General features: G+C 58.1%; 17 protein-coding genes. 6 read left to right on the top strand and 11 right to left on the bottom strand.

What is annotated here, in order from left to right; translation table 11 throughout:
* Nucleotides 1-33: 33 nt before the first annotated feature.
* The 10 genes from VB144_13915 to VB144_13870 form a co-directional block, all read right to left on the bottom strand.
* Nucleotides 34-993, bottom strand: coding sequence for a sugar-binding transcriptional regulator (locus VB144_13915; protein ID MEA4884723.1), 960 nt, complete (start codon nt 991-993; stop codon nt 34-36).
* Nucleotides 994-1352: 359 nt separating this feature from the next.
* On the bottom strand, nt 1353-2795 hold the full coding sequence (gene argH, locus VB144_13910; protein ID MEA4884722.1) for an argininosuccinate lyase: 1443 nt from the start codon (nt 2793-2795) through the stop codon (nt 1353-1355).
* Nucleotides 2792-4054, bottom strand: a complete 1263-nt coding sequence (locus VB144_13905) for an argininosuccinate synthase (protein MEA4884721.1) — start codon at nt 4052-4054, stop codon at nt 2792-2794. Before VB144_13905 ends, argH begins: the two co-directional genes overlap by 4 nt.
* Nucleotides 4055-5162: 1108 nt before the next feature.
* Entirely contained in the window at nt 5163-5576 is a 414-nt protein-coding gene (locus tag VB144_13900) for an OsmC family protein (protein MEA4884720.1), read from the bottom strand.
* A gap of 26 nt (nt 5577-5602) precedes the next feature.
* Entirely contained in the window at nt 5603-5992 is a 390-nt protein-coding gene (locus VB144_13895; protein ID MEA4884719.1) for a PPC domain-containing DNA-binding protein, read from the bottom strand.
* A 31-nt stretch (nt 5993-6023) separates the two neighbouring features.
* Nucleotides 6024-6953: a 4-hydroxy-tetrahydrodipicolinate synthase gene (dapA, locus tag VB144_13890; GenBank protein MEA4884718.1), complete on the bottom strand. Its 930-nt coding sequence runs from the start codon at nt 6951-6953 to the stop codon at nt 6024-6026.
* Between the two features lie 13 nt (nt 6954-6966).
* Nucleotides 6967-8832, bottom strand: a complete 1866-nt coding sequence (locus VB144_13885; protein MEA4884717.1) for a TRAP transporter fused permease subunit — start codon at nt 8830-8832, stop codon at nt 6967-6969.
* A 92-nt stretch (nt 8833-8924) separates the two neighbouring features.
* Entirely contained in the window at nt 8925-9902 is a 978-nt protein-coding gene (locus tag VB144_13880; GenBank protein MEA4884716.1) for a TAXI family TRAP transporter solute-binding subunit, read from the bottom strand.
* A 43-nt stretch (nt 9903-9945) separates the two neighbouring features.
* Complete coding sequence (locus tag VB144_13875; GenBank protein ID MEA4884715.1) at nt 9946-11229, bottom strand: L-serine ammonia-lyase, iron-sulfur-dependent, subunit alpha; 1284 nt, start codon at nt 11227-11229, stop codon at nt 9946-9948.
* A gap of 170 nt (nt 11230-11399) precedes the next feature.
* On the bottom strand, nt 11400-13223 hold the full coding sequence (locus tag VB144_13870) for a sigma 54-interacting transcriptional regulator (GenBank protein ID MEA4884714.1): 1824 nt from the start codon (nt 13221-13223) through the stop codon (nt 11400-11402).
* A 218-nt stretch (nt 13224-13441) separates the two neighbouring features.
* Here VB144_13870 and VB144_13865 point away from each other — a divergent pair, with 218 nt between their 5' ends.
* The 6 genes from VB144_13865 (at nt 13442) to VB144_13840 (ending at nt 20894) form a co-directional block, all read left to right on the top strand.
* Entirely contained in the window at nt 13442-15286 is a 1845-nt protein-coding gene (locus VB144_13865; GenBank protein ID MEA4884713.1) for a PAS domain S-box protein, read from the top strand.
* A 148-nt stretch (nt 15287-15434) separates the two neighbouring features.
* The gene (locus VB144_13860) at nt 15435-16166 is read left to right on the top strand and encodes a GntR family transcriptional regulator (protein ID MEA4884712.1); all 732 of its coding nucleotides are present in this window, start codon (nt 15435-15437) and stop codon (nt 16164-16166) included.
* 82 nt (nt 16167-16248) lie between these two features.
* A complete protein-coding gene (locus tag VB144_13855) occupies nt 16249-18495 on the top strand; it encodes a DUF6259 domain-containing protein (GenBank protein MEA4884711.1) in 2247 nt (748 codons plus the stop codon).
* A 37-nt stretch (nt 18496-18532) separates the two neighbouring features.
* Nucleotides 18533-19402: a PHP domain-containing protein gene (locus VB144_13850; GenBank protein ID MEA4884710.1), complete on the top strand. Its 870-nt coding sequence runs from the start codon at nt 18533-18535 to the stop codon at nt 19400-19402.
* The gene (locus VB144_13845; GenBank protein ID MEA4884709.1) at nt 19402-20130 is read left to right on the top strand and encodes an SIS domain-containing protein; all 729 of its coding nucleotides are present in this window, start codon (nt 19402-19404) and stop codon (nt 20128-20130) included. Before VB144_13850 ends, VB144_13845 begins: the two co-directional genes overlap by 1 nt.
* A 17-nt stretch (nt 20131-20147) precedes the next feature.
* The gene (locus VB144_13840) at nt 20148-20894 is read left to right on the top strand and encodes a sugar isomerase domain-containing protein (GenBank protein MEA4884708.1); all 747 of its coding nucleotides are present in this window, start codon (nt 20148-20150) and stop codon (nt 20892-20894) included.
* Between the two features lie 432 nt (nt 20895-21326).
* Here VB144_13840 and VB144_13835 read toward each other — a convergent pair whose 3' ends face one another.
* Nucleotides 21327-24260, bottom strand: coding sequence for an alkaline phosphatase (locus VB144_13835; protein MEA4884707.1), 2934 nt, complete (start codon nt 24258-24260; stop codon nt 21327-21329).
* Between the last annotated feature and the right edge of the window lie 7 nt (nt 24261-24267).

Raw genomic sequence — 24267 nt, 5'->3', positions numbered from 1 at the left:
TGCGGCCACTGAGCCTACTTGTCCCTGCTGAGCCTACTGCCCCTGCTGCGCTGCATCCAACACCTTACGAGCGGTGATGTCATCAGTTACGAGCACATCCACTACACCTGTTCTTAGTGCTCCGAGGATCGCACGCGCCTTATTAACACCTCCTGATACTGCCACCACGCACTTGATCCGCCTGAGTTGCTCGAGACCGACTCCGATGATCCGCTCATCCAGCGATGTATCGACAGGTTCCCCTTTGCTGTTGAAGAACCTCATGCACATGTCTCCCACTGTTCCCTTGCGCTCGAGCAGCTCTAGGTCGCTTTCGGGGAATCCGCCTTCTTCAATGAGGGTGGATGGACGGATGAGGCATCCGATTCCAACCACCGCCATGTCCACGGTGGCCCACATGTCGGCTACTGTTTTGATATTGCTGTCAGCCATGATCGTAGCCCGGGCCTCGGGCGTATCGACGAAGGATGGTGCGTGAAGGTAGTGATGCGTCCCTCCGAGCGCGCTTGCTACTCGGGAGGCGATATCGTTCACCTGGAGGTCCGCACTCGCCTGACCAAGCCCTCCAAGCAGCGGAATGACGACGACATCCCGGGCGGCGCCCCTGGCATCGACAAGCGCCACCGCCAACTCCCGCAGAGTCGCGCCCCATGACACACCTATGACGGTTCCAGGCTCCAAAGACTCGACCACATATCTTGCGCCCGCCACGCCCAGGTTCTGCGTGAGCAGCTGAGATGGCCCACCCTCGCCAGATACAACAACGGCCTCGCGGAGTCCAAACCGTGCGCACATCTCTGCCTGGATGTCGGTGAAATCGAGGCCAGGCCCGATAACCTTTATGATCACCATTCCCTCGTCGCGCGCCTGCTTGATGGCTCTCGACACCTGGCTACGAGATATGCCAAGGCTGAGAGCTATCTCTTCTTGGGTTATGGCCAGTTCGTAATAGCGACGGGCCACTTCATAGAGCAGGCGCTTGTCGAAACCCATAAGGCACACTCCCACAGCAAGCCTATGCTAGCATTTGCACGTTTGTGCGGCACAATTGTGCCGGCCACTGGATATTCTACGCTCCCATGCAGACTCCTTCTTCGGAAGAGACTATTTGTACTCGAAAAGCGCGTATCCGATCTCATGGGTGAAGCCCGAGGAGGGCATGGTTGGCTCCGACTTATGCAGATGAAGAGATATGTCAGTCCAGGCGCAGATCCTCAAATGCCTTGAGTGCCTGCGCCTGGACTGACACATCGAGAGCCGATACTGGCTCATCGCGTATTATGAGGGATAGTTCCAGGGCGAACGCCCGGACGAGCTGATATCCAGGAGAATGGCGATGGAACGCCGCTAACTTATGGGCGGGGCCACGTGACCCTCGAGGCAATCATCGAGGATATCCCTTTGGAGACAAGAAAGCAGGGGCGGGCCGACAGGATGGCCCTTGCGCAGGCAATCTGATCCATCACTTCCTCGGGCGCAGGACCGCCAGGCACACATCTGCGAGCAACGGCGTGATCTGCGTTCAGCACTCCGGTGATGGCCGAGTCGAGAAGCGGGGAGTAGCCGGACCACTCTTCGACGGTGAGCTCCTCCAGCTCAATGCCCTGTGCAGCACAATCGCGGACGATCTGCCCGACCAGGTGATGAGCATCGCGGAATGGCATGCCCTTCCCCACTAGAAAATCCGCGACATCGGTGGCCAGAGTGTAACCGGCAGACGCCGCTCTTGCCATTCTTTCACCTCTGAAGTGGGCGGTGGCAAGCATTGAGGACATGACTCCGAGTGAAGCTAGCACAGTATCGGAGGCGTCGAATAGCCTTTCCTTGTCCTCCTGCATGTCTCGGTTGTATGCGAGCGGCAATGCTTTCATAGTCATAAGAAGCGACATGAGGTCGCCCGTGACTCGGCCGGTTTTCCCCCGGATCAACTCGGCCGCATCGGGGTTCTTCTTCTGAGGCATCATACTGGAACCTGTCGTGTACTCATCCTCTAGCTCGACGAATCTGAACTCCCATGTCGACCACAGCACGAGTTCCTCACAGAGGCGCGAGAGATGGGTCATGATGAGAGTGCATGCAGACACTAGCTCGATGACGAAATCCCGGTCCGCCACGGTATCGAGGCTGTTCTCGCTGATGCGGAAGAAGCCTAGTTCCCGTTTGACGAACTCTCTGTCAAGTGGGTAGGCAGTGCCGGCCAGCGCGCCGACGCCGAGCGGCATTACGTCGGTGCGGAATCGGCAGTCAGCCAAACGCGTCCAGTCTCGCTGGAGCATCCAAAAGTAAGCCATGAGATGATGCCCCAGCGTTACAGGTTGTGCGTGCTGCAGGTGAGTGTAGCCTGGCATAATCGTAGTCACGTGCTGCCCGGAGAGATCCACAAGCACGGTCTGAAGTTTCTTTATGGAATCCTGGATCGCGGCAATCCGGCGCAAACACCATAGGCGCATGTCCAGCGCAACCTGGTCGTTCCGGCTTCGGCCGGTGTGTAGTTTCTTGCCAGCCTCGCCGATGGCGGCAATCAGCGCCCGCTCCACGGCCGTATGGATGTCCTCATCGTCTTGCTCAAACTCAAACGACCCATTCTCCATCTGGGCAAGGATGCACTCTAGGCCAGCGATGATTTCCGATGATTCCTCGGGGCGGATTATCTCAGTGAACCCAAGCATCCGGGCATGCGCGATGCTGCCCTCGATATCCTCTCGAAACAGACGAACATCGAACGGCAGGGATGTGGTCAGCGTGTTGACCAACTCGTCAACGCGTCCATCCGTTCTGCCCTGCCAGAGCTTCATTCGGCGCTCCCCCCGACGCCGTTGTTCGTAGTGCACGTCCCCGAGGCCGTTCTTCTCTCGGCCTGGCGTGCCACCTTCGTGGGGAGACCCCAGACATTGATGAATCCTACCGCTGCGGAATGGTCGAATCGGTCGCCCTTGTCGTAGGTGGCCAATGAATAATCATATAAGGAATGAGGAGAGCGGCGCCCGACCACAGTACATGTTCCCCTGTATAGCTTCACCTTGACAGTCCCGCTGACGGATTTCTGTGTGCTATCAATGAAAGCATCCAGCGAATCGCGGAGCGGCGAATACCATAGGCCGAAATACACAACCTCCGAGTATTTCTGCTCGACGAGTTTCTTGAAGTGGAGTGTCTCCCTGGGCATGGTGAGGGTCTCGAGATCCTGGTGCGCCGCGATCAGCACTGTGGCCGCAGGCGCTTCGTAGATCTCTCTCGACTTTATCCCAACCAGCCGGTTCTCGACCATGTCAAGGCGGCCAACGCCATGCCTGCCTGCAGTGACGTTCAGAGCCTCGATCATGTCCACCGGGTCCATGGCCTCGCCATCTATGCGCACGGGAACGCCATGTTCGAAATCGATGTCCAGGTATTCGGGCTCATCAGGCGCCTGGCTGGGATCGGTGGTCATGGCGTATGCGTCGGCCGGCGGTTCAACCCACGGGTCTTCGAGAACGCCGCACTCTGCACTGCGTCCCCAGAGATTCTCGTCCACACTGTAGGGGCTCTTCACTGTGACTGGAACCGGGATGTTGTTGGCCTCTGCGTACTCGATCTCCTTCTCGCGCGACATAGGCCACTCGCGCACCGGCGCAATGATGGCGAGCGACGGATCGAGCGCCTGGATCGACACGTCGAACCTGACCTGGTCATTGCCCTTGCCAGTGCACCCATGGGCGACAGCGTCGGCGCACTCCTGATGAGCCATCTCCACGAGAAGTTTGGAGATCAGAGGGCGGGAAATCGCGGCAGTCAGGGGGTACTTCCCTTCGTACATGGCGTTTGCCTTCAAGCACGGGTATACATAGTCCAGCACAAAGGACTTCCGAGCATCGGCCACGAGGGATTTGACTGCTCCTACAGCCAATGCCTTCTTCTGTATCACATCCAAGTCCTTCTTGGCTCCAACATCCACGGCCAGCGCCAAAACTTCAGCTCCGTAGCTTTCCTGCAACCACTTGATAGCTACCGATGTATCCAATCCTCCAGAATAGGCCAGCACCACTTTCTTGACTTTGCCAGCGGAAGACAACATATGAATAGCCTCCTCAGATCATCTGGGGCAATATCAATGATTATACTTTGACTGTGCATGTTTATGCAAATGGTCTTACAGATAGCTATCAGACGCAGCGTGGAGATTTCCGTCGCATCCGTGACCCTAACTGCCGGATGGGGCCCCATACTCCGATTTGCGGCCGCCAATGCGCACCTTGCGTCGTTGATTCCCGCGATCCTCGAAGGGTATCCTCCACATCCAGCTACGCGCGTCGTGCCCGCCGCAGGCATCCTTGCACTGGCGATCCATGGCTGCATTCAGTCGCGCCTCAATGGCATCCCGATCGCGCGCGCCCTCGGGCGAGGCGGAGTTTCCCATTTTTGAGCGCGAACCGCCGGAAAATCCTCACGAATGAGAATCTGCACCCGCCGTTTCACCCAAAAATGAGAATCCTGCCCCGCCGCCCGCGACCGCTCGCCCGGACAACCACGAGACCATACGAGGTAGGCGGCGCCACCGCGCCGCCCTTTCCTTTACGCCCAGCTACGCGCGTCGTGCCCGCCGCGGGCATCCTTGCACTGGCGATCCATGGCTGCATTCAGTCCTGCCTCGATGGCATCCCGATCGCGCGCGCCCTCGGGCGAGGCGGAGTTTCCCATTTTTGAGCGCGAACCGCCGGAAAATCCTCACGGATGAGAATCTCCACCTGTCCTTTCGCTCAAAAATGAGAATCCTGCCTCGCCGCCCGCGACCGCTCGCCCGGACAACCACGAGACCATACGAGGTAGGCGGCGCCGCCGTGCCGCCTTTCCTTTACGCCCAGCTACGCGCGTTGTGCCCGCCGCGGGCATCCTTGCGCTGGCGATCCATGGCTGCATTCAGTCGCGCCTCAATGGCATCCCGATCGCGCGCGCCCTCGGGCCAGGCGGAGTTTCCCATTTTTGAGCGCAAGCCGCCGGAAAATCCTCACGGATGAGAATCTCCACCCGCTCTTTCGCTCAAAAATGAGAATCCTGCCCCGCCGCCCGCGACCGCTCGCCCGAACAACCACAGGAACAAGGCGAAGGGCGGCGCCACCGCGCCGCCCTTTCCTTTATGTCCAGCTACGTGCGTTGTGCCCGTCGCGGGCCACTGGTTGACCCTGCTAGACCTCCACATCCCAAGAGCAGTTCACCTGGGCAGTCCGCTCGATCATGGCGTCTACCGGGCAGTACTTCTTGCGTGCAAGATCCACTGCCCAAGCCACATCGTCGCCAGTGAGTTGCCCGCCGCGAAAGCGGAGCAGCACATCCACGCTTGTGAACACATGCGGATTCTCACCCGCGGTCTGTGCGTCGAGTTCCACGGTCATCTGTCCGACGTCGAGCCTCTTCTTGCTGAGCAGTGACTTGACTGTCATGGCAAGGCACCCTCCGAGCGCCATCAGGACAAACTCCATCGGAGTTGCGCCAGCCCCTGCGCCATTGTGATCTTCACTGGCGTCCATGACCACCCAGTGGTTGCTGTCGGCTCTCCCCATCATCGTAAGGCCATCAACATTCCTGATCTCAGCCTTCACAGTGCGACCTCCCGAATTGACCGGTGCTATCGCGTTCCCAGTAGGAACAGATCCGCCATTTTGAATATCCTGGCGCCTTCTCCAATGGCGCCTCCATACACCCTGACGCCATTCTCCGCGAACGAGCCGTGAATATGGACATGGACACTCCCGTCATTAAGACGACGTGCGTTCCCCGAAAGCGATGATATCTCGAACACGCCATCTAGCTCTTTCCGCTCTACTACCGGAGGCAGGGTGGCCCCCTTGGGGTAGCACACCACGGCCTTGTCGAAGGAGCCCGCGGCGCCCATGATCACTACCTCTTTCCAGTCTCCGTCGATTACGAACGACCTCAGCTCAGAGAATAGATCCTCACCAGCGTTAAGCCTCAGAACCATCAGCTCTGGGCCGTGAAGTGATCTCTGTTCCGACATCACTACGCCTCCTTGTTGCAGCCTATTGGCACTATAGTCCGTATTCCTCACGGAGCTGGAATCCGTCAAGAAGCTGCCTCAGAGCCTCGAGCTTCTCTCCATGCATGGGAAGGAGGGGAAGCCGCGGCTTGCCAGCGGGGAGACCTAGTATCTCCATGGCGGCCTTCACGGACACTGGATTCGTAACCGAGTAGCAGGCCTTCATGATAGGCGTATACTGAGTGAACAACCTGCGTGTGCGTCCTATGTCATCCCATGAGCTCCAAGGACGCGACATCTCTGCCATCTCTCGGGGAATGATATTCCCAGATACGTTCGCAGTCCCGTGCCCTCCCAATGCCAGGGTAGGTATGATGATAGAGTACTTGGGAAAATCACAACAGAGAAGATTCATCCTGCCCTTGGTCCCGTTCATCACCTCAGCGAGCTGACTGACGTTGCCCATGGCCTCCTTGTCGGCCACGATGTTGGGCATCTCAGACAGACGCACAACCGTCTCTGGATCGATGTTGACAATGACCCTGCTCGGGTTGTTGTAAAGCGCAACGCCGATTGATACGGATCTGGCTACTGTAGCAAAGTACTCATAGATTGCTTCCTGCGGAGGCGAGATATAAGGCGGAACCACCATCATGACGCCGTCTGCGCCATTGTCCTCGGCGTACTCAGCCAGCTTCACGGTGTCGCGCGTCGTGGGGCACGTGACACCGAAGAATGCAGGTATCTTGCCCTGGCAGTAAGGAGCCATGGAGGCCACTATTTCGCGCTTCTCGTCAATGGATAGCGAGGTGGCTTCGCCTGTGGAGCCTAGGAAGATCAGTCCATCACTTCCGTTGCCAACGTGGAAGTCGACTAACTTGCGGAATCCCTCCATGTCAACGCGGTCATCAGCTGTGAATGGCGTTATCACCGCGACCCACGAACCCACGGGCCTTACTAGTTTGTCCTTGCACTTAGTCACTGGTATATCCTCCTTATGCAGTTGGACTCTCACCAACGCCGCGCAAGTTCAAGTAGTGCTGAACGAGCCAAAGCGCAGCTGTGAGCGCAAGTCCAATGATCGTCGTCGTCCATCCTGGAGCTATTACGAGGCCAAATGCCACGAAGAATAGCGCCCGGTGCAACCATCCCAGCTTCTTCCCAAACCATCCGGTGGCGGCGCCGGCGAACGCCACTGCTCCCACCAGCGTCGTAGCAAACCTCAGGGCAATCTCCCACCATACTCCCTGCATCAGCAGCGGAGGGTCGAAAAGAAACGCGAATGGGATTGTGAACGTGATGAGCCCTATCTTCATGGCTGTGAACCCGATCTTCATGGAGTCTTCCTTTGCAATGTCAGCCGCAGCGTATGCGGCAAGAGCCACCGGCGGGGTAATCATAGAGAGAACTGCGTAGTAGAACACGAACATGTGGGAAGCCATGGTCGGGTAGCCCAGGTTCTTCATCACTGGCACCGCCATGGTTGATACGACGATGTATGCGACTGTCGTCGGAGTTCCCATTCCCATCACAATGGCTGAGAGCATGACGAGAAGAAGAGCCAGTATCTGGCTGCCACGCGACAGAGAGATGATGATGCTCGATAGGGAAAGCCCGAATCCTGTGAGGGTTATCGCTCCTATCACAATACCCGCCGCTCCGCACGCTGCAGCGATCATCACCGTCCGCTTGGCTGAAACCGCTAGAGCCTGCGTAAATGAGCTGAGAGTGAACCGAGTCTCCTTACTGAAGAAGCTAAGCACGATAGTGGCGATGATGCCGAGAAATGCAGCCCGGAACGGTGTGAACCCGTTCATCAGCACCACAATCAGGAACACCAGCGGGAGAAGCAGGTACGCTCTCGGGAGTATGCAACGCCATGTGGGAAGCTCGTCCTTATCCATACCTTTTATTCCTAGCTTGGCGGCCTCGAAGTCGAGCACGAAGAAGAGCGCACTGTAGTACAAGAGCGCCGGAATTAGCGCGATCTTGCAGATTTGAATGTACGGTACTCCAAGCAGCTCCGCCATGAGGAACGCCGATGCTCCCATCACTGGCGGCATCAACTGGCCTCCGGTGGATGCCACTGCCTCCACTGCCCCAGCGAACGCAGGCGAATACCCGATCTTCTTCATCATTGGGATCGTGAAAGTGCCTGTGGCGTACACGTTCGCCGCAGCGCTTCCGGATATCGATCCAAACAGGGCTGACGACACGCATGCGACCTTTGCCGAGCCGCCTCTGTACCGTCCGGCAAGAGCCTTCCCGATATCCATCATGACATCGCCGGTCTTGTTGAACTCCATCAGAGTGCCAAGGATGATAAACAGAACGATGTACGTAGCTGATGTGCTCATGGGTATGGAGTATATGCCATCCAAACCGAACACCTGGTAATCGATGAGGTCGACCAGAGAGAATCCTCTGTGTGCAATGAGGTCCGGAAGGTACGGACCAGCCAGCACGTACGCTGCGAATACGACAGCTACGATGCTCAGCACCAGCCCTACTGATCGTCTTGTGATCTCCAGCAAAAGTACAATGACGAGTATGCCCATGACGATATCTAGACTTGACAAGGGCGTAACCAGGCTCTGCCTGAGCGCAATCTCCTCGTACTTGAAGGCGATGTACCCAAAAGAGACCGCGGCAAGGGCCGCGAGGATGATGTCGTACCACCTAACCTTGCCGTCTTTCGACGCAGGATAAACCAGGAATCCGAGGACCACTGCAAATGCCAGGTGCACACTGCGCTGAAGATGAGCAGCGTACGATCCGAAAGCTGCAGTATATAGGTGGAATGCGGCGAATGCAACCGACAGTGCTATAACTGTGTACTTTAGCGCCCTATTGTCATCCACGATCTGGTCCCTCCTCTCCGCACTCGGCGGGGCGGAAAAGCGGGCTCACGCTTGCCGCTTCCCCACCCCAGCCTCGCGCCCGCGCCATTCCACTACTTCATCCAGCCCTGCTCCTTGTAATAGCGAAGTGCCCCAGGGTGAATTGGTCCGCCAGCGATGTTTGCCGTGATTCTGGGAGCGAAGCCAGCGTAAGTCTTCCCAGACTCCCGAATACGTTCGGGGTTAGTGCAGATAGCCTTGGTTATCGTATACACGATATCTTCTGGAAGGTCAGCCCGAACGATCAGGATGGGAGACTCGGTCATCACCGGAGTGTCAGCCTTGACGAAGTAGTAGGCGTTCTTGGGGATCACAGATCGGCCATACTTGTACTTGCCTGTCATCTGATCCAGCACTTGTAGCTTAACGGGAAGCATCTTCACCTTCCGCGACACACTAAGCTCCACTATGGCAGGCATGATCGGTCCGCAGTATGCGTCCGCGTGGCCGTCGCTTATTAGCGAGCTAGCATCGGAGTATGAGACATAGTTTATGCTTCCGCCCCACGACTTCAGGGACTCGGGCGTAACTCCGTACTCGGCAAGCATCCGTTCTGCAGCCTTTGATGGCGACGACCCTGTCGGAGCAGTGAGAATCTTGATGGGCAGTTTCTTGGTCTTGATATCATCTAGGGAGTTGATCTGCATGTCCTCCCTCACGAGAAACACACTCATGTAGATGTCGCCCAGGTAGGCGAGGCCCATTACGTTGTCATATGAACCCTGGCCCGCAAAATCACCAGTCCCGTTGCGCGCTTCGAACAGCAACTGGTCCTGGGTGGTGGCGATGTCGGACTTGCCGCTCGCGACTGTGCTGAGGTTCGCAACCGACCCGCCGGTGGTGGCTGTCACCTTGATGCCCGCAAGTGGCTCCTTAAGCAGCTCTGAGAGAATGCCCCCGAGTACATACCACTCGCCGCCCACGGGGCCTGTGGATATGGTCACGAATCTCATGGCCGCCGATACCGGGCTTCCCGCCAACATCGCGATCAGCATACAACAGGCGATCAGTCTTGTGATGTTACGCTTCATTGGTGCTTCATCCTCCTTGTGAGATATGAGTAGTACTGCCGCCCTACGCGCAGCCGTACTTTGCCCGCATCATGTCGACAAGCACTCGGTCTAGTTCCGCCATTCCTTGATTGGCCACCTCGGCCAGGGCGAGGATGGTCTCATCCACAGAGCTGCCCACGATCCCGTTTCCTGCAGGCACGGTGCTGCCCAATAGGGCCAGCGTCGCGGCCTCGCCCGCAGTGCTCGCGCTCGTCCAGACCTTCAGCGCGCATCCTGCCTTGCCCCCGTCGCACAGCATGCCAGCGAGTGTCGCAAGCACACTAGAGGCCGAGTCAGCCACGGTATGCGCATTGCCTCCCCGCATGTAGGCCATTCCAGCTGCGGCGCCAGCCCCGGCCGCCACCGCGCATCCACACACAGGCGAGAGAAGCCCCAGGTGTTCCTTGATATAAACAGTGATGGCCAGGCTGAGGGCCAAGCCTCGAGCCATCATATCGCGGCTCGCCCCGATTGTGCGTCCATCGACCAGCAGTGGAACGGTCGCGGATATTCCCACATTGCCGCTTCCAGCGCAAGTGCAAACTGGCTGCTGTGCGCCTTCCATTCGGGCAAGGCAAGCCGCTGCTGCGTAGTCGGCTGGCAGGTTCGGCCCTGGCGCAGGAAGGACGCGCTCCCCGTAGCCATGATGGGAATCCAGGCCTATCTCGGCCATGTCGAGGTTGGCCTTGGCGCGGTCGACAAGGAAATCGAACACGCCTGTTGGCGCCTGCATGACGCACTCCACCAGCTCATCGAATGTGCCCATGCTCCTCAGGCGCACGTTGGCGCTTTCCGCCCCACTGGCGGATTCGCCTTCAGGAACTGCCTCTCCGTTCATCTCCACAATGCGAATGCAGGTGTGCCGATCGATGGCGACTGCGGCAGCAGATCCGCAGTCGGTTGTGACGCGCGCCCGCACGTACAGGCCACGCCGCTCTGAGTCCACCACCACGCGGACGACGGCGGCCTCCCGAAGCTTGCGTGCAGCAGCAGCGGCAGCTGGAGTCATGGAAGAGAAGATCTCAAGGCCATCGTCGGGAGCGTCGAGCACTACTCCGAGAAGAGCAGATATCTCAATGCCAGTGTCTTCCGTGCCCGGAATCCCAACTGCCCTGGCGTTCTTGAATACGTTGGAGCTTAGTTCGAGTTCAAGCCTGACGAGGCGACCTCCAACAGCGTGATAGGCATTCGCGCAGGTGAGCGCTATGGCAACCGGCTCGGTGCAGCCCACAGCCGGCACGAACTCCCTCTGGAGCAGCGAAACGACTTTCTCGAGATTCATGCGATCAGTCCTTGCAAGATCCATTTGCCAATAGCTCTCGCAAGAACCGTGCCACATGGGCACACATCACTCGTGCATGGCTTGCCTCGGGCAACGCCCAGCTCATATCGGGTTTTTCCGTTCTGGCAACCCCGCCCCGGTTCGCACTAAGCCCCATAACGAGGGCACGCGGTATCACATTTGAGACGCCAGTCTCATCTTTGCGACAAGATCCGATATAGAGTCGCCCGGCTTATGCCGAGTTCACCAGCTGCCCTTTCCTTGCCCGCTGCGTCTCTCCCATACACCGCAAGCCGCTCTTCAACGAGCTTCAGAGCGCACTGATCGAGTGCAGTCTTGAGATCAAGCCCAGCGCTGCATCTTTCCCGCATCTCGGGCAGTCGAGGGCGCACATCGTCGATTGTGATCCTGTCCCCCTTAGCGAAATTCACGGCGAACTCGATCACATTCTCCAGCTCGCGCACATTCCCGGGCCAGGAGTACTCAAGCAGGGCCTCCAACGCCTCATCCGTAAGGCCACGAACGTCCTTGTTGAACAGCCCTGCGTAGTGCACAGCGAAGTACTGGGTGAGAACAGAGATGTCCTCGCGGCGCTCCCGGAGCGCCGGCAGGCGGATTGGAACTACATTGAGCCGATAGTACAGATCAGGCCGGAACCTGCCCTGTGCGATGAATGCGTTGAGGTCTTGATTGGTTGCTGACACTATTCTAACGTCGACTCTCTTTGAGTACACGCCTCCCACTCGGGTTATCTCCATGTTCTGGATCACCCTGAGCAGTTTCGCCTGCAGAAAGAGGGGCATATCCCCTATCTCGTCGAGAAACAGCGTACCGTGGTCGGCAAGCTCGAACTTGCCGGGCTTGCCGTTCTTGCTGGCCCCGGTGAACGCGCCGGGTTCGTAACCGAACAGTTCGCTTTCCAGGAGGGATTCTGGTATCGCTGCGCAGTTCACACCCACGAATGGTGACTCGCGCCGGTGGCTTGCGTTGTGGATGGCCCTCGCGAAGAGCTCCTTTCCGGTCCCAGTCTCACCTATGAGAAGGATGCTCGAATCGTACCTAGCTGCCTCTTCAGCCATCCTCTTCACATCGGCAAGCGCATTGCTGCCGCCGATGATGTCGCTGAAGGTGAAGTCTGTGCCCTTCTCCATGGCCCTAAAGGCGCTCTTATGTGTGCTCTCCAGATCACTGAAAGTGCATACTCCACCGGTGATCAGGTCGCCGTACCGCAGGACCTGAACCGAAGATAGGAATCTCACCAGCCTCCCGCCTGGAGTTCGATACGTCTCTTCCGCATTCAGCTTATTGCTGCCCTGTGTCATGCAGGAACACAGAAGCGCCGAAGGCCAGATGAGCCGCATATCCATGTTGATAAGCCGGGTTCCGGGAGGAATCTCAAGCATGCTGGATGCGCGCGTGTTTATGTGCCTGATGCGGCAGTCCTGGTCCACGCATACCACACCCTGCTGAATGCTGTCGATAACGGCCTCGAGTTCGCTGGTTCGAGCCTCTATGCTGCGTATTAGCGCTGCCTCAGCCGCCTTGCTGGCGACGAGCTCAGCCATCCTCTCCAGGAATGATACATATGATGGCTGCCTCTCCATGAGGCGATCTCGCTGCTCTGTTGTGAAAGCCACGATCGCGAGGACTCCGATGCATAACCCGCCCAGTCTTATGGGGGTGCAGATCTGGAAAGTCTCACGGCAATCCGCGCGGCCCTCACAGGATACGCACGCCTCGATGTCCCTGGGGTTATCCACGAGCACAGTCTCTCCGCATGTTAGCGCCTTCTGGAAAGCTGATCCCCGCGGCACTCTCGCGCTAAGACAATCCGCAAACGGGCCAGTCCCAGCCACTCGGAGAAGCGACGAATCAGCCACCGTGACATCGACGCTCATGGCCGCAGCCACAGCGTCAACAATCTGCTGTATCGTGTCCCTCATTTCGAAAAGATCCTGACTCTGCAAGACGCATCGATCAGACATTTCGCCTGTTACTGGAACCAGCGGCCGCGACATTAATTGCGCTCCTCCTCAAGATGCTTGCGACGCAAGCATCCGGACTCATGATTTCGCCATTGGCAGGCTGCCACCTTCCATATGGGCGCGCCACGCAGCAGTGGGAATGTCTCTCCCTCATTCCCCATGTGCCGCTTCATCTCTTTCCGTCTGGTATAATGTCCCCAGAGCCACCCAATCCCGGGGAATTGTCCGCGCCCTGCAAGGAGGGTAACCTCATGGCTTCCGGATCCGGTTCCATACTGCATGCCATCAACTGCATCGGACTGATCGTACTCGATCAGCTCGGCACGGTAGTCGATGTCAATCCGAGCGCCGAGGCAATGCTAGGCGTACAGCTTCCTGCCGGTTCCCTCCTCACTGACCTTTGCCCTGAGCTGGCCGCCGCCGAGATCCTGCCTGTTGTGCAGTTCACCCGGGCCGGCGCAGGCACGGCCGAAGGTGTGGGCGCGGTTCATCTGGAAGCGACGCAGACGCACATATGCGACGGAAGCGGGAGCCCAACCGGTCAGGTGATCATATCACTGCGCGACATCACTGAGCAGGCAATCCAAGAAGGGAGACTCAGCTTCCTCGCCACCGCCCTCGACAAGGCAGCCGGCGGGATCACCATAATCGATCCTAACCTGCGCATCATCTACGTGAACCAGGCGCAGGCTGCTATGCACCAGTATCGCGTGGACGAGCTGGTGGGAAAGACGATTGACATCTTCTGCAACCCAGATGAGATCCGTCGCCTACAGGAGACGATCCTGTCGCCTGGAGATGTCGACGACCTGTGGACAGGCGAAGCGGTCAATATCACAAAAGACGGCGCAGCAATACCTGTGCTGCTGTCAGTCTCGATGATTCGTGGCGCCGATGGCAGAGTCTCGGCCATCGTAGGCGTCACGAAGGATATTCACACCTACAAAGAGCTCGAGCGGGATATGCGTTCCTACAACGACCACCTCGCCAGCCTCGTGAGCGCCCGTACGCGCGAGCTGGAGGAGTCACGACATGAACTAGAGATGATGTTCGACGCTGTGTCGGACTTCATGTTTGTGGTCGACCGGAACCTCAAGGTAGTTCGAGCCAACAGATTCTCTGCCTCCTTCTTCCACTGCCGACGCCGCGATCTGGTAGGCAGGAAATGCTACAGAGTGTTGGCTGGCAGTGATAGGCCATGCACTGGATGCCCTGCAGCACGGGTATTCGAGGCTGGTGATACTGCATTCGCCACCCGCACGTTCCGAGATGAGCGGGTCCACGTGTGGGCGTACCCAATTCGCGAAGACCACGCAGACCAGGGCCTGATTCAGTCAGCCCCCAGCCAGGCATTCTGCTATGGCAAGATCATGACCAAAGAACTCGCTACTGAGGAGCGGCTGCAGCAGGCGGAAAAGATGGCAAGCCTGGGCCAGCTGGCTGCGGGAGTGGCGCACGAGCTGCGGAACCCACTCGGGACAATTCTCGCAGCAGAGTACGCCATCAAGTCGCGCGTCAATAGCGATGACCCGGAAGTGCATAGGGCATTGACCACGATCGAGAGCAACGTAGAACGGGCCACGCGAATCATTGCGAACCTCCTGGAATTCGGCAGAAAGGGCGACTGGTCCATGCGTCCATCCAGTCTCCCGGATATCATCAGGCAAGTTCTCTCTCTTGCGGACGATCTCCTCAAGAGGCGCCACATAGAAGTGGAGATCAGATTGCCTCCTGTTCCAGATGTGATGGGAAGCCCCGATGGCCTCAGGCAGGTCTTCCTCAATATCGTCCACAATGCTGCGCAGGCGATGCCCAATGGAGGCCATCTCTCAGTGTCAGTGGAGAAAGCTCCTGCGCAAACCGTCCGAGTCGTTGTCGCCGATACTGGGTCGGGAATACCGCAAGAGTACATCCCTCGTGTGTTCGACCCGTTCTTCACGACAAAGGAACCAGGACAAGGCACAGGGCTGGGGCTCGCCATTTGCTACCGCGAAGTGGAGCGCCACCGCGGATTCATCCGCATCTCGAGCGTGCTCGGCGAGGGAACCCGTGTTGAGGTGGAATTGCCGTGCATTCCGGCAGGAAGTGTGAGATGACACGTAGCCAGGCAACCTGGCAGCGGAGGAACAGCTTCAACAAACTTCTCCACGAGGAAGGAATCATAATGATTATAAAGAATAGATGCATTGGCATGTATGAGTTCAATGGAGCGATCCAGTTGCAGTTGTCAGGTGGTGGCTAGTTTTGCAGCTTGATAGAGACTCTTCGGTTTCCCTCTATCAGCAAATCTACAGTATTTGGAGACAGCGAATCGAGAGCGCGGAATTCAAGCCAGGCGACAGAATTCCCACCGAGCGTGAGCTCTGTGAGGCATACGGTGTGAGCCAGATTACCGTGAGGCAGGCCATCCAGATGCTTGTCAAAGACGGCCTCCTGGTCAGGCGTCCTCGCACTGGAACCCACGTTGCCCAGCGCAAGTTCAGCCAGCAGCTTATGCAGCTGACGAGTTTCTCCGAAGACATGCGATCCCGGGGACTCATCCCCGGCGGCCATCTGGTGTCGGTCGCGGAGGAGGAGGCAGATGCGCTTGTGGCAGAGAAACTGAAAATGCCGGAGGGCAGCACAGTGGTGCGCATTGAGCGTTTGCGCACTGCTGAGGATGACCCCATAGCCATTGAGATCTTCAGAATGTCCTCAGCCCTGTGCCCGGGGCTTGTCAACGACAGACTGGACGGCACATCCCTCTACGATCTGCTGAGCAAGAAGTATCAGGTGGACCTGGCCTGGGCGGAGCAGAGCTTCGAGTCATCACTGGCAACGGCCCACGAAGCGCCGATGCTTGGCATCAAGAGGGGCGCTCCGGTTCTGCGGGTCGAACGTCTTTCGTTTGACTCCATCCACAGACCCGTGGAGTATACCACATCCGTATACAGGGGTGACAGATACAAGCTATACGTGTCTATGAGGCGTTCGTAACCAGTTCACCTGAATTGACCGTATGCGGCAGGCGCGCCGTTCATCTGGGGACGTCTTCGTGCTGCGGAGAGGAGGACCGTTAGTGCCATCCATTGTCAACAAGTTTTTCCGTATCGAAATCGACGAGACCAGCGGCGCCCTGCGAAGCATGGCTGATCTGGTCCACGGTGATGAGCTTATCAAGCACTCTGAGGCAATCGAGTACGCGCCCATTCGCGTCGTATGCCTAGATTCCGCCGGTGCACGACGTGAGTTCGTCCCGTCGGCCGTGTCATCACTGAAGGCATCTGAATCCTCGTTGCGCGTGCAACATCTCGCGTTTCGTCCTATCGATGGGCGCAGCGACGAGATCGCAATCGCCGCCAACTGGAGCATTGAATCGATAGATGAGCCTTCTGAGCCGTCAGCCGCCACCATCTGGCGGCTGAGCTTGGACAACCGCACAACCGACCTTCAGGTCGTGGAGGTCCTATTTCCATTCGTGCGCGGCATAGTCCTGGGAAGCGATCATCGCAAAAGCGTTCTTGTGTTCCCGCACCATGCTGGCGAGAAGATCGCAAACCCAGTGGAAGAGCTGACCAGCCGGCGTTATCTGGAATTCTGGCGTGCACGCACTATCGTGGAAGCCGATGGGGTCTACTCTAGGGAGATCAACTACTGCGGACTCGCATCGATGACTTGGATGGATCTGTACACCAATGAGTCCAATGCATCCAGAGGCCTGTATATGGCGTCTTACGACCCTACTTTCGTGCTGACTGGGGTGAGGAGCGAAACTGGTGGCCCCGAGAAGCCATGGTGTGGCTTCTCCTTCAGAAAGCACGTTCCAGTGGGCCCGAAAGCGACATGGGACTCCTCGCCATATGTTGTGGCCCTCCACGAGGGCGACTGGCACTGGGGAGCGATGCAGTATCGGAACTGGATCAGGAAGCACATCGTTCTCCATGACGTCCAGAATGATCTGCTGAGCGAGTCGGCTCTGTGCCCGCGTTACGATTTCAAGAATGACTCAGTGGTTCGCCACAGGTTCGAAGAGATTCCGTCCATGTACGACCAGGCCGCGGCTGAGGGCATGGATCACCTATTCATCTCCGGATGGAACAGATCTGGGTTCGACACCGACTACCCGGAGTACGTGCCGGATATGGAGCTAGGCAGTTCGTGGGAGCTCGCGCAGGGCTGTCGCTACATCAAGGAGCAAGGCGGGAAGGCAAGCTTCTACATAAACGTGAGGCTCTTCGACCTGGAATCCGACTTCTTCGAACGCCTCGGCCAGCACTGGGCGCTGAAGGACTACACCGGCGATCTATACCGCGAATCGTACGGGCCCCGCACATTCGCCGTTCTGTGCCCCTCAAACGATCAGTGGCGGAAATGGGCGGTTGATACCGCAAGCTGGATGTCGAAGGCCTTCGGCGCCAGAGGCATCTACCTGGACCAGCTGGGCTCGGCTGAGCCATTCCCATGCTATGACCGTGAGCACAACCACGTGATCGAGGGCGTGCACCACCACGGCCTCTACAACCATGGCTATCTCAGGATGATAAGGGAGATACGAGACAGGCTCGCCGAGATCGACCCTACGGCGTTCCTGATGATCGAGAACTGCGGCGACATATACAGCCAGTATCTATACGCGAACCTCACGTGGAACGGCACTGACTACGACGAGTTCTTCAACATGTACAAGTACACATTCCCTGAGTTCATTCAGATCAACATGGTCAACCCCAGGCGCATCGACGACGATACGGAGAGATCTGCATGGTTCTACCGGGACATGGCTAGGGCCTTTGTGCTAGGCTCAGTCTTCTGGGCCGAACTCGGCGACAGGTTCGGCGCGGAGAACCAGCACCTTCTCGAGTATTTCCGGATAGGTCTCCGCCTACGGCAGCAAGCTGCCTCGTTCATCTCCAGCGGAGTGTACCGCGACACCGATGGAATCGAGCTGGTCGATGGCGATGGGTCCGACCTGGCGCCCAGAGCATGCTGGAGCCTTTCCGGTGATGCATCAGATACTGGCATCGACTGGAACTCCCTGCCCTATCGCGACCTGACCCGCATGACCGCAAGCAGGTGGGAACTGCCACGCGGCGGAGCGCTACTGATGATCTCAAACCCAGTGGAGCTTGCAGGCAGGCATGTCCGCATCAACTGTCTGGCCCCAGGCTGCTGGCGGCCTGGCATGAAGATGCAGCTACTCCAGGAGCAGCTAGGCGGCATTCACGATGATCGTGAGATCGCACTGGACGGAGACGCCCGGGCAACCCTGGAGATCCCCTCATCGAAGCTGTCGTTCATAGTTCTGCTGCCAGAAGTTCAGGCGTAGGCTCCGGGCGGCAATGAACAAGCAGAGGTGATCATGCATGAGCATGAACGAGTGGCAGATGATGGACCTGCACGTACATACGACTGCTTCCGATGGGCAGGCATCCTTCGATGAAGCTGTGGAGTTGGCGGCCAGTGCAGGAATGACGGCCGTGGCCATAACCGACCATTTGGACCCGAGTGCAAGCCGGGGCCATGGCGCCAAGGGCGCCATGGATGCCAAGGATGCCATGGATGCCAAGGATGCTCGGGGCGTCCAAATTGCCCAGGCTGGATTCAACGATGAGGCCGGCCTACTCGAGCAGGCTCGCCTACGCACCCTGGGCCCCAGGCCGATTCAGGTCTTCATTGGCTTGGAGAGAGGTCCGATCCCAGTCCGGCTGGAGCGGGCCGTTCCTGATCTGGTCATCGCAAGTGTCCACTATATCACTGAACCCATCTGCGTTCGCCTCGGCGAGCTGTTCAACGATGCCTATTGGCAGGCGTACATGGATGAAGTCATAAGGGTAGTCGAAGGGCCACAGGTTGACGTCATGGGCCATATCGCCGGCTACCTTCCAATGGAGCCGATGCTCAAGCCAGGCTCTACGTTCGATGAGAGGCGAGAGATGGAAAGAGAAGTGGCAAGCCGCTTCTTCGTGCGCGATTGGTACGAGCGTGTTTTCCGCACAGCGCGCGACAGGGGCATAGCAGTTGAGATCCACTGCCCAACGAAGAGCCCATCGCCTGACATCGTAAGGCTCGGGCTTGCCATGGGAGCGAGATTCACGGTGGGAAGCGATGCCCACATCAAGAGCTGGATTGGAGACGTCACGTGGGGGTACGAGCTTCTGAAGTCGATGGGAGCAGACCCCGACAGTGTGTGGAGCCCCGGACGAGCGGGGCAGGTATGTGGAGGCGAGTCCTGATGTTCAGATATTTCGATGTCGTAAAAGGCCTGTTGGACGAGGTTCAGTCTTCGGAAAGGGAGAGCATGGAGCAGGCGGCCGACGTTATCGCATCCTCCATCGCAGATGGACGAGTGCTGCATTACTTCGCGGCCGGTCACTCACACATGCTAGGCGATGAGCTGTTCTATAGGGCTGGTGGGCTGGCGCCGGTCAACGTGATTCTCGAGCCTGCACTGATGGTTGCCAATGGAGCGTCCAAAAGCTCGAGGATGGAACAGCTGCCAGGGCTTGCCCAGATCATCCTGGCCGAATCAGAGGTGAGGTCCGGCGATGTGATGATCATCTCCTCGAATTCAGGCATAAACCCTGTGCCAGTCGAGATGGCAGCCGCAGCCATGGACATGCACGTTCGCGTGATCGCCATCACATCGGTGGCGAGTTCTAGGGACATTCCTATACGCAATTCCCTCGGCAAGCGCCTGTATGAGCTTGCAGATGTGGTTATCGATACACATGTGCCCTACGGTGACGCAGCCGTGGCCGTCGACGGACTCGCCCAGAAGATCGCTCCGGTGTCAACAGCAGTGGGAGTTGTGATCATCAACTCGATAGTGGTCAGGGTAGTGGAGAAACTGATGGAGCGAGGGATCGACCCTCCCATATTCGCAAGCTCGAACATACCAGGGGGTGCAGAGCACAACGCTGCGTATCTGGCCAAGTACAAGCAGCTCATCAAGTCGCTGTGAGGGAGGACATGCAATCCATGCTGAGTTTGGGAAACAGGTATCTCGATGAGATCGAGGCCCTCGCCGAGAGAATACGACATACTCAGGGTGAGAGTATCGCACGCGCTGCCGACGTGATCACAGAGTCGATCGCAAACGGCGGAGCAGTGCATCTTATGGACACGGGCCACATGCTCATGCATGAGCTGTTCGGCAGAGTGGGCGGCCTCATGATGTTCAGGCCTGTGAACATCACTATGGAAGTGACCAACCCCGGCCCTAAGCGCCTGGGCAGGAGCAAGCATTCCGTATACCTTGACGAGATACCAGGCCTTCCCCAGTTCGTCCTCGACCGCAGCGAGATCTACACCGGTGACGTTCTCATCATAGGATCGGTTTCTGGCAAGAACACGCTCCCTGTCGGACTGGCCCTTGAGGCGCGCAAGCAAGGGGTGCATGTGATAGCGCTCACATCAGTTGCCTACTCCTCATCACTTGCTGGCGAGCATCCGTCGGGCAAGCGGCTCTTCGAGGCGGCCGACATCGTCCTCGACAACTGCGGGGTCGTGGGCGATGCAGCGCTTAGCGTTGAGAACATCGATGTGAAGGTCTGCCCCACCTCCGGCATTGCAGCAGCCATCATCATGTGGACGCTTGAGGCGGAGATCATCCAGCGCATGTTGGCCCGGGGCCTCAAACCCCACGCCTGGCTCAGCAACCACTTGCCAGGAGCTGACGCCTTCAACAAGCAGGCTTTGGCCGACACTGAGCGGCTAGGATACTAGGATACTAGGCGTTCGAGCTCACTCTCTGCGTTTCACAGCGCTGGTTCTGTGTGTGCAGTACGGAATCCGTACTGGGTTGCCATGCGACCAGTACGGATTCCGTACTGCACTCGCTCCAGTCCCCTGTCAGCAGGATCCAAGAAGGCACGTTTGGCTCCAAAAGTTGTAATTTCGCAATCCTGCCACTGGCATTTGGTGCTCTTTGGGGTCGAATCGCCCGCGTTTAGAACGCCATCCGCCATTTTCGCCTTCGGCACGGTACGAAATCCGTACAGGTACTCAACGTTCCCAGTACGGATTCCGTACACCCCCCATGCAACCCGTATTTCGATGTCAACTAGGCCGGCGCCGCTACTATCGCACGGCACAGGTTACCCTGAAGGAAGGAGAGAGTCCGCTCAATTCGGTCTCTTCTACAGAATTCATACAGCACTACTCTACCTCAAGCAACAGGCCAATCGCATTCGCCACGAACGCCCTCACCTGTGCGCTCTGCAGCATATCCCAGCAAAGCAAGTCACATCCGACGTACATCACACGTCCGTTTTTGACGGCGGCAGCATTGAGATCGCTCTGATGTGTGAGCGCGCCCTTGCCGTTCGACCAGACGCCCAAAACAACAGCTCCCGGCCTGGCCTTCACGATGGTCCCCTCCGGGATCTCCAGCGCCAGGGGCTTATCGATTGCGCGCCACAGCTTCGCCTCCATCGCCGTTGCAGCAGCCGTCACCGTCGACCCTGCCGTCGCTCCCGCCGCCGCCCCCACCCCGGACCCGTCCGTAACTGGCATTATGGCGTCATGCAATGGCTCGGCCCCAAGCCATCCAGCAAGGCTCACACCGAACAGATCCGAAAGCCCAAAGCCAAAGGCCCCGGACATGACTTCGTCAGGAGTCTTCAGCGACGTCTGGCATGTGGCCAGGACTCTTCCACCGGCTGCAACGAACTCCCTCACGGCCTGCTGCTGCTGGAGCGACATCCTTCTTATATTGGAGAGCAGTAGGATCGTGGGCCTTCTGCCAGCTACGTATGGCAGCATAGGCATGGAGTCCGGCGTCACCTCGGCACAGGCATATCCGAGCTCTCCTACGACCCTGAGGATCTCGTCGATATCATCATCATACTGCCAGCCCATGTCGGCATACCACAGTGCAGAGTCAGGGCTCGACATCACAGCCACAAGGGGAGCAGTGTTCTTATCGCACTTCTCCCACGGAAGCTCGAGTGCAACCACATAGGGCAGGTGGTCCGAGCCCAGCGTCCGAGGAACTCTGGCCGCTCCTGCCTCGCCCACAACGCGCAGGTCGTAGGACGCGAAGATGTAGTCGATGCGCCTGTTCGGATCGTATGGATCGCAGGTATATCCGCCCTTGAGGTAATCTCGGTTGAAGGGCCCATCCCGAACCAACTCCGCGCTATCTACCAGCATCCTGTACACCTGCATGGTGTCGTTGAACCCCTTCATGATGACCGCCGTCTCGGGGGAAAGCTTCGGCACTGCGTTGAAGTCGCCTGTGATGATTGTCGGCCCCTTCGCGGCCGATGCAAGCTTGAACAGGTATGTGGCCTGAGCAAACCTTGATTCGGAGTCTCTAACCTCAAGGTGGGTTGCGAATACGTTGACTATCGTGCCGTCCACATCCACCTGACACTCAATAGCGCCCCTAGGCTCGTTCATCTCAGGATTGGGCAGGATGTGATTCCGGTTCGATACGATCGGGTACCTGCTTATGATGGCGTTTCCAAATTGGCCTCCCTTGTGGGAGAGTATGGCGCCGAAGGCACAATCGAAACCAAGCTTGTCGGCAATGTACTTCGCCTGGTTCACAGGCCCCGACTTCTTCGTGTAGCTATCCACTTCATTCAGGCCTACGATGTCAGCGCCCTGGGAGCGAATAACCTCTGCTATGCGGTCAATGTCATACACCAGGTCGGCGCCTGTGCCAGTCTGAATGTTGTAGGTCATGACCACCAGGCGCTTGGGTGCTGCCCCACTCAACACCGGACGTGATGGAGTGTGCGTAGCCTCGGAAGCCACGGGCACAGCTGCGGGGGCCATCGCAGCAGTCGAAGTCGGTTCAGCTGAAGAAGCCGGCGCAACCGATGAAGCCGGCTCAGCCGAAGAAGTCGGCGCAGCAGACGAGGTCGGCGCCGCAACGGCGAGAGCCTGTGTCGCCGGTGCAGGCGCGGACGGCTGCGAAATAACGACGGGCGCCTCTGCTACAGGCCCCTCTAGGGATACGCCAATCGCCCTTGCCATGAGCACCGGGATATCGGTATTGTCGATAACCTCCTGCGCGAACAGCTCCTGGTTCGGCCCTTCCGCGTACAGAGGCACATTCAGCTCAGTGTGACCGTCTGAACCGAACCGTAAAGCTCCGTCTGCAGATATCTCGACTCTGCCTGTCTCGTGATCAGCTGTGACTATCACGAGGGTATCCCCGCGTTTCCTGGCGAACTCGAGCCCAACCTGGATCGCCCGATCGAACGCGAGCACCTCCACGGGAAGCCTCTCAGCATCGTTTGAGTGGCCAGTGTGATCGATACGCCCTCCCTCTACCATGAGGAAGAAACCTCGGTCGCCGGCAGCGTTCGAAAGCAGTTCGATTGCACGCTCAGCCATCCTCGCCAGGCTCAGCTGAACCTCAGGATCGCGGTCGGCTTCGTATTCCATGTCGATATCGGCAAACAGGCCCAACAAGGGAAGGCTCTTGGCGGCATCCAACTCGCCCGGTTCACGAACGATATTGTAGCCGTGTTCGCGGGCCAAATCCATCGGCGGCTTGGTCTTTTCGAACAGGGTTGGCATGAAGTTCGCAAGGCCGCCTCCGAGCATGAGATCTGGCGCCGTTCTCACTAAGGCTGCGGCGATCTCACGCCCTGAACCTCTGTCCTCAACATGCACCGCGAATCCAGCCGGGGTTGCGGAAGTCAAGGCGCACGTCGACACCAGGCCTGTTCGTCCGCCTGCATCGCGCACAGCCTCGAGTATGGTCTTCAGAGGAACACCGTCAGGATCGATCCCGAGCGACCTGTTGACGGTCTTGTGGCCCGTGGCCATAGCAGTGGCTGCAGCAGCGGAATCAGTGATGTTGCCGCCGTACGACAGTGTCGAAACGTGAGCAATCACGGGCATCGAGTCGATTGCGAAGGCTCGTCCTGCTGCGGCGGACGCGATCCTACCGGCCTTCACGTGGTTCTCGCCCATGCCATCCCCAATGAACAGTATCACGTTTCGCGCACCTGGCCGAGCTTGAACGGGCGAAGGCGCCGCGGCGCCGCATGCAACCTGACCTGCACAAACCGACAGAACTAGAGCGATAGCAACAGCCGCCAGGCATCGACCAGCGTGATCATTGCGCAGCATTCTCATT

It is taken from the genome of Clostridia bacterium (genome assembly GCA_034926675.1).
Lineage (GTDB): Bacteria > Bacillota > DTU025 > DTU025 > DTU025 > JAYFQW01.
This window is presented reverse-complemented; position numbering and strand designations above follow the sequence as displayed.